Source organism: Streptomyces canarius (assembly GCF_014650735.1).
GTDB classification, from domain to species: domain Bacteria; phylum Actinomycetota; class Actinomycetes; order Streptomycetales; family Streptomycetaceae; genus Streptomyces; species Streptomyces olivaceoviridis.
Window position 1 is genome coordinate 207,393 of the sequence record NZ_BMVN01000014.1, and the last position, 6,794, is coordinate 214,186.

Annotated in this window: 7 protein-coding genes and 2 pseudogenes; 2 read left to right on the forward strand and 7 right to left on the reverse strand. The window is 65.9% G+C overall.

Translation table 11 applies throughout. The annotated features are described in order from the left end of the window. Window positions 1–497 precede the first annotated feature (497 nt). The 7 genes and pseudogenes from IE294_RS21565 to IE294_RS21590 form a co-directional block, all read right to left on the reverse strand. A complete protein-coding gene (locus IE294_RS21565; protein ID WP_014669002.1) occupies window positions 498–809 on the reverse strand; it encodes a cyclic nucleotide-binding domain-containing protein in 312 nt (103 codons plus the stop codon). Then, entirely contained in the window at window positions 806–1,258 is a 453-nt protein-coding gene (locus IE294_RS21570; protein ID WP_078611565.1) for a MarR family transcriptional regulator, read from the reverse strand. The genes IE294_RS21565 and IE294_RS21570 overlap by 4 nt, the downstream gene beginning before the upstream one ends. Window positions 1,259–2,540: 1,282 nt before the next feature. Beyond that, entirely contained in the window at window positions 2,541–2,867 is a 327-nt protein-coding gene (locus IE294_RS47720) for a transposase family protein (protein WP_229917271.1), read from the reverse strand. Between the two features lie 14 nt (window positions 2,868–2,881). Continuing rightward, window positions 2,882–3,445 carry a transposase family protein gene (locus IE294_RS47725; RefSeq protein WP_229917272.1) on the reverse strand — a complete coding sequence of 188 codons (564 nt, stop codon included), beginning with the start codon at window positions 3,443–3,445 and terminating at the stop codon, window positions 2,882–2,884. Between the two features lie 759 nt (window positions 3,446–4,204). After that, window positions 4,205–4,523 (reverse strand): annotated as a pseudogene (locus IE294_RS21580) (transposase). 366 nt (window positions 4,524–4,889) lie between these two features. Continuing rightward, window positions 4,890–5,750 carry a hypothetical protein gene (locus tag IE294_RS47730; protein ID WP_229917273.1) on the reverse strand — a complete coding sequence of 287 codons (861 nt, stop codon included), beginning with the start codon at window positions 5,748–5,750 and terminating at the stop codon, window positions 4,890–4,892. Window positions 5,751–5,953: 203 nt separating this feature from the next. Continuing rightward, on the reverse strand, window positions 5,954–6,373 hold the full coding sequence (locus IE294_RS21590) for an ankyrin repeat domain-containing protein (protein ID WP_229917274.1): 420 nt from the start codon (window positions 6,371–6,373) through the stop codon (window positions 5,954–5,956). Here IE294_RS21590 and IE294_RS49715 point away from each other — a divergent pair. Together IE294_RS49715 and IE294_RS49720 are read left to right on the forward strand one after the other, a co-directional pair. Then, window positions 6,372–6,446, forward strand: a pseudogene (locus tag IE294_RS49715) (hypothetical protein); the annotation flags it as partial. The gene IE294_RS21590 and the pseudogene IE294_RS49715 overlap by 2 nt on opposite strands. 5 nt (window positions 6,447–6,451) lie before the next feature. Next, complete coding sequence (locus IE294_RS49720; RefSeq protein ID WP_373315840.1) at window positions 6,452–6,709, forward strand: hypothetical protein; 258 nt, start codon at window positions 6,452–6,454, stop codon at window positions 6,707–6,709. Window positions 6,710–6,794 lie beyond the last annotated feature (85 nt).

Below are 6,794 nucleotides of genomic sequence, written 5' to 3' on the forward strand. Positions count from 1 at the left end.
ACGGCGTCAGTATAGAGACACGTATCCCGAGATACCGCCGCCTCGGCGTCCCGACACACATGTGTGCAGTGGTGCCTAGGACCCGGACCGTGGAACGGAGGCATCCGGCAAGCGGCGCGTGATCGCGCACTGGGAGAGAACGGTTCACCGACGCGCGGGCAAAGACCCTCATCCGCACCCGGAAAGCCGCGCTGACGGCCGCTGTGGGACGGTCCTCAACGCAAAACCGTCTCCGGCGCGCCGGGAGCGGCTACGGGAGAATCGTTCTGAGCGAAGAATCGAACTGTTCGAAAGCCGGTCGGATATGAGATGATTTGCCCGGCTTATGGCCCTCTGGCGTTCCCCCTAGGGACCGTCCGCTCCTCCCACGGGAACAGGGACAGGCCGCAACATCGTCCCGACAACGGACCAGACCATTGTCGGGACGACAGACAAAGGCGTCCTACGGATCGCGCCTCATTGACGTGAAGTACATTTAGCGCGATCCACAGAGCGCCTCAGGTGGCCCGCCGGAACGGGACCACGACCCGCTCCCCCAGCTGCCCCGGGGTCAACCGGTAGTACTTGATGTGACCGATCTTCTCCGTCTGCTCCAGCCAGCCGAGTTCGATGACCTGCTTACGTGTTCTGGAGAAGACGGGCGGCGCCATGCCGACCAGCTTGGCCAGCTGAGCGGCTGTTTCCAGGACGGCGCCTGAGCGATCAGTCGGGTGCAGAGCGTAGAGCATGACGACGAGGCGCTGGTTGGCGGTCATGCCGGCCGTGGCCTCCAGCAACCTGAGGTTTTGCTGCCTGTCGTCGCTGGTCACTTTGCCTCCCACCGTGCTGGCGTGTTCTCGTCGAAGCCCGGGATGTCTGGCGGATTACATGATTTCACCGCTTCACGCTGCTCCAAGCCCGTGCCGTGGAAAGCGATGTAAGGACTGATGCGGTAAAGGTTGTAATTTCCGATACGTCCACGCACTACCAGGATGCGGTGCTTGGTCAGCTTCCTATTGATTTTCCCCACGGCGTCGGTCGACATGCCCACCCGTTTGGCGATGTCGGCCCCCGTGGCCCTCAATGGCTCCATCCCCTCCGGAGAGACGCCGATCCACCAGAGCACCAGAAACTTCTGGCTGGGTGTGAACGCCTTCGACTCCGTGATGGCCTCGACTCTGGCCTTGTCCACCTGGGTGTGCCTGCCGGAGAAGGCATATGGCGCATAGAGGACTGGCTCGCCCGTGTCGGCGTCAACCAGTCTGCGTGCTGCTCCCAACAGGCCCTCCGTGCATGGGTCATTGCCGCACCGTTCCTTTGAGGGCGGCCTTCGAGCCGCCCTCATGAACCTAACGTACATGAGCAAGAAGTCAATCAACTCCGCCTGTCGGCCGTGTCGTCTGCCGTAAGGGATCCCTCCGCGACCTTCCCGACACCGGCTGCCTCTACGTGAGAGATGTACGTGACGTCAATCTACCGCTGCTGTAGAACAGCGGTACTCAGTTCCTGTGGACGTGGTGGCAGTTCCTGAGAACTGCCTGGCAGTCCCCCAGAACCGCCTGGCGGTTCCTCCAACCGTGGTAGCAGTCCAGGGGATCTGACTGCCACGATCTGCGGAACTGGGCACCCGGTTCCACGGATCCGCCTCTGCTGTCACAGGAACTGCCTGGCAGTTCACAGGATCTGGGTCCAGAGACCTGTTTCCGCAGGTCAGAGCCCTTTCGGGGGCGTCGCTCTCTTTATCTACAACTCAGCGCCGTACGGGGTTTCCGCATTCGGCTCAGGTCCATGACCGGTGCAGTGACTCCCCTCGCTTACTCCCCTCTCCCCCACTGCTCCCGCACCACAGAAAGTCAGCCACGACGTACCGGTACGCGCACGATCAGGCGCGCGTATGTCTCCATCAGCCCCCCACTCGGCTCAGCCACGTAATGAATTCCGGGAAGCCAGCACCAACTGGCAGCGGTTGACGATGCCTCAGGCGCCACGTCGGGAACACCCCGGCCGCCCACGATGAGAAGCTGGAGACCTCGCCCCACCGGAGCGTGCACCCGCCCGGGCAGCAGAGCCGCGTCGGGCCAACGGGCAGAGAGCAGCCCATGGGGAGCCGGCGATGAGGTCGCGGGTACTCACGCCTGGAGAGGCATGCGATGTCAGCTCCGAACGACCTCAGGACGCAGCCGTTGGCCAACGCCCGCGTCATCGCCGACCTATTACGGCGTAATAGCCCGACCCCCGGATGACTGCCAGTGCGTCGTCTGCGGGACGGGACGGAGTCGGCCGGCGCTTGGGCCCGCTTGCGCACAGCGCTGCACCCGAGACCGGGGAGAGGAACGACAACATGCTGATCGAGAAGCTGCGGGCTCGCGCGCGTGCGACCCAGGCCGGCGCTTCGACACAGCAGACGTCCCCGTTGCGTGGATAGCCGAGCAAGACGGCAGTGAGTAGCTGGACCAGGACCGAGACGACATCGTGTCGTACGGCAGCAACGGAACAGTTCAGCTAACGAGCTCGCGCACGGTAGGCGGTGAGGCGTCGTGGGCCTGGGTGGGGTTTGGTGTTCACATGGGTCGTGCCGGGGTCAGGTCGGCGGTCTGCTGATGGGACAGCAGGGCGGCGACGGCCTGGGTGGTGTCGCTCATGTGCTCGCGGCGGCCGAGGTGACGGGCCAGGGCACGCCAGTTCTTCAGATGGGCGATGCCGTGCTCGACGCGGATGCGTCGCGAGGAGTGCGCCTTACGCTGCCGCTCGTACATCTCCTCGTACCAGTCCGGAGCTTGCCTCTTGAACTTTCGGTGTGGTGGCGTCACCACGCGTCCGCCGGCCTGCGCACCCAGGCCCTGGTAGCCGGCATCGGCAAGGATTTCCACTGCGGGCCCATCGGCCAAGACCCTGACCAGCCCTAACTGACGAGCGTGCGTGATGTCCGCACAGCTGCCGGCCGCGGGTCCGTGACCACCATGGTCTTGACGGCGTTCTGCCTGCTCTTGCCTGAGATGAACTCATCCCGGTCCTTGCGGCCGGCAGCAGGGCGGCGGACGCGGATCTCGGTGCCGTCGATGATCCCGGTGTTCCCGCTGGCGCCGAGATGGTCGACGACGTTGGCCAGGGTCCGCAAACGCATACCCGGGCTGATGGTGCACCCCCGCTCGGCGAGCAGTGGCCGCACCTCGCCGATGGCACGGGTGATGGTGGAGCGGTCGACGCCGAACCAACAGGCCAGCACGTCGTGCGTGGCAGCGTGGCGGAGATGGACAAGCGTGGCCAGGAACCGGTCGACGAACACCAGCCGGTGCTTCGCGCCCGCGCCCACAGCCCGCTTCCGTGGCCTTGACGCGAGCTTGGCCTGGTGCGGTTCGTGCCACAACGGGCCCACCTCGGCGACAAGTTCAGCGAGCACATCAGCCGACAGACCCGTGATCCTCCGGTTGCTGATGATCGCTGCACGAGACGCGTTTCCCACCACACGACCATGATCGACGATCGAGAGCTCGACGCCTCACCGCCTACCGTGCACGAGCTCGTAAAGGGTGGCCGTCCACTCACCGACTGCGGTCGACAACCCGGTGCTTGTCTATGACGCTTACGGTTGGGAGCCCGCATGGGGCGAGGACCCACATGACGGCCTGCGACATGCGTCGTCATCACTGCGACGTTGGCTCTGGATCTGGGCTGATGGCGGCGACGTATGGAACGAGGTCTTCAACCGCCGCTCCGACTGTGAGTGACGTCTGCGCAGCGGAGCTATTACGCCGTAATAGACCAACAGCAGACGCTGCCTTCGGAGTCGGCAAGGATTGCCCAGTTCCACCTCCTGCTCACGCGAGGTCGCACTGGGCCCTCGGGCAGCGGGCGGCCAGTCACCCTGTTCCAGAACGAGTTGCAGTCATGGTGTTGGGCAGGCCGCAACCCGCATCGTCGGCCGGTTCAGCCGGGGTGACCTCGGGCCATCACCGCCCTCATCTGCTTGGGCTACTGCCCGGCATGGAACGCAAGGACTCCTGGCAGCTACGGGTGGTGCAAGTGCCGTGCCCTTGCTGCCCTGCCGCCACGTGATCTCCTCGAAAACGGCGACTCTTCAACCAGATCTGGCAGCGGCCGGGGGCGCCTCGCGGTATCGGGGCAGCGTCGGCGGTCCAAGTCCGCGCCGTGCGGTCTCCTTCAGGTCGACGGCCACGACATAGGACCAGCCGCGTTCCTCCAGCGCGAGCCGGAAGGAGACGCTTCAGCCGAAGCCGGCATCCGTCATGATCACGGGCACCGCCCGCCCCTGCCCGGCCACACGGTCCCACAGCCCCAGCAGCTCCAGCGCCAGACGGGTCTTGGAGGCGTGTCCGACCTCGTCAGGGATCCCGGCCCGCCGACGCCTGTGATGATCAGCAGCCCATTCCTCTGGTTCACGAACTGCTGCCTTCATGTTCCCGTCCGGCAGACGCTCGGCCATCGGCTGGATCGACTGGCGAGGGCTGTCAGCTTCAGTTCCCGCGGATGACACGCGCCCCACCGTCGCTGATCCCGCCGTTGCAGCGGGGCGAGGCGAACACATCGGCAACGAACTCCGATGACTCGCCCGGAGCCGGGCATCGACGCCCGCGCTGCGGGGCCGCGCACGGGTCCGATCTCGGCAAGGGTCGTTGGGTGGTCGAGCGTGTTACAGCGGTCCGGGACGGTCGGATCTGACGCCGCCGCTTCCTCCGACTACATGGCTATGCCCGGAAATGAAGGCAGCGACAGAGCGGGCCGGGCATCTGCTTGCCGGGCGCGACCTCGACCAGCGGCGGTTCGTGGGGGTGCAGTCGGAGCGTTGGCGGTCCGGGCTATTACGGCGTAATAGCCCGGAGACCCTCGTGCCTTCCGACCGCACTCCGCATCGCGGCCATCTGCCGACCTCGCCCTGAACGAAACGACAGTCACACACCATGCGCCATGGCGCCGGGGGAGTCGGGCTCATGACTGGCCCCCGGTCCCTGTTGCAGCTCCACAGCAGCGGCCAAAGCCAGCCGGGCCTCCTCGGTCAACGCTGGTGAACGGCCCGTACGCTGCTCCAGTTTGAGCAGAGCCCGCAGGGCTGCATCGAGATAGCGGTTCAGGCTCACCATTTGCAGCGGAGTCTGGCAATGGGGGAGTACCGCCTCGATCTCCTCCAGCCAATAGTCGGCGTCCTCATCGCACTGCAAGGACTCGCGCTGCTCCAGCAGACGGGTTACCACTGGTACCAACACCTCATGCCGCCGCTGCGCCGCCTCCTGGGCGCGGCGCTCGGCAGCCTGCTCCAAGGCAATCCGTCGCTCAGCACTGAGGACTGCCTCAGGCGTCCGACGTACGGGGTGTGCTTGAGGCGTCTCGTCGATGAGCTGAACGGCCTTCAGTCGCTTCGCCTTGTTGTAGGCAGCGTTCGGTGCGCCGACAGCCAACGCGGGAGCCAACTCGATCCATTGGGCTCCCGCTCGGCGGGCGTCGTCCACTGCTCGCACCTGGTGGATCTCGGTCTGCTCTCGGAGGTACTCCCACAGCTGCACGCGCTTCAGCGCCGCGGCACGCTGCACTTCAGGTGACTGTCTGCGCAGCGCCTGTACGTGCTTCTCGGCATAGACGAGCGCACCGAACAGTTCGTCATCGGCAGGCATGCGCTCCACGTCGGGATCTTCTGCGTCCTCATGGATCTTGCGTAGTTCACCGACGACGGCTGGAGCATCGAGGGAACCGATCCGCATCGGGGCCTTGACCAGCGGTTTTGTAGGACGGCTCGCACTTCGCGCGCGCTTCTTCATGCTGACATCCTGCCCCGCCGAGCGCCGTTTCACAGACTGTGAATCGTCTTCGGGCGGCTTCTCGGTGCGGAGGGAGTCGTGAGGCGCAGGGCTATTACGGCGTAATAGCCCTGGCTTCCCGGCACGCGGTTGACCGGGGCTCTGCCGCTGGCGGTCGCGATTCCTGAGCGAGGGCGGCGACGGCAAACGACAGGCGGCAGAGCTTAGGACGACGTCCGGTCCTCGGTCGGAAAGAAGGCAGCCACGTCATAGTTGGCGATCCGTTCAGCCAGCGCCCGTGGACTCACACCCTGACCGTTCTCCCGGTCAGGGTCAGCACCGGCTTCCAACAGGAGCCGGATCATTGTCCCCTCGCCCCGCGACCCGAACACCGCCTTAGACAGCGGTGTATTGCCATGACGGTCCGCAGCATCACACGACGCGCCGGCAGCCAGGAGAACCTCGACGGCCGCTGGAGCCTGGGCCTGCGCCGCAGAATGCAGCGGCATCCAGCCCGCGGCATCGGCTTCCCCAGGAGCGGCACCCTCGGCCAAAAGTACCCTCAAGGCATCCGCGTCCCCATCGGCAGCCGCGTAGTGCACCGCCGTCCGCCCCAAAACATCCCGCTCCGCCATGCCGACCATGCCACCCATCCGTGGCCACTGGCGGGACCATCGTGAGGTGATCGACGCGATCGCCTTCAAGTTCCAGACCGGTACCCAGTGGGTGCACCTGCCGGAGAGGTACGGCAACTGGCGGGGCGTCTCAACCGGCTGCGGACGTGGGCCGTCGACGGCACCTGGGAGCGGGTGTTCACCACCCTGGTCGCCCAGGCCGACGCGGACGAGGACCTCAACTGGGCCGTGTCCGTGGACTCCACCATCGTGCGCGCTCACCAGCACGCTGCCGGGGCCCGCACAAAGGGGCCCCGGCCGGCGAGCCGGACGACCACGCCATCGGCCGGTCCCGCGGCGGACTGACCACGAAGATCCACCTCGCGGGCGACGGCCGACGGCCGGTGCCGGCCGCTGGTGTTCGTCCTCACCGCCGGTCAGGCCGAAGACG

Excerpts from the sequence above, each read along its gene's own strand:
- IE294_RS47730 (WP_229917273.1), bottom strand. The coding sequence starts at position 5,750 with ATGAAGAAGCGCGCGCGAAGTGCGAGCCGTCCTACAAAACCGCTGGTC.
- IE294_RS21590 (WP_229917274.1), bottom strand. The coding sequence starts at position 6,373 with ATGGTCGGCATGGCGGAGCGGGATGTTTTGGGGCGGACGGCGGTGCAC.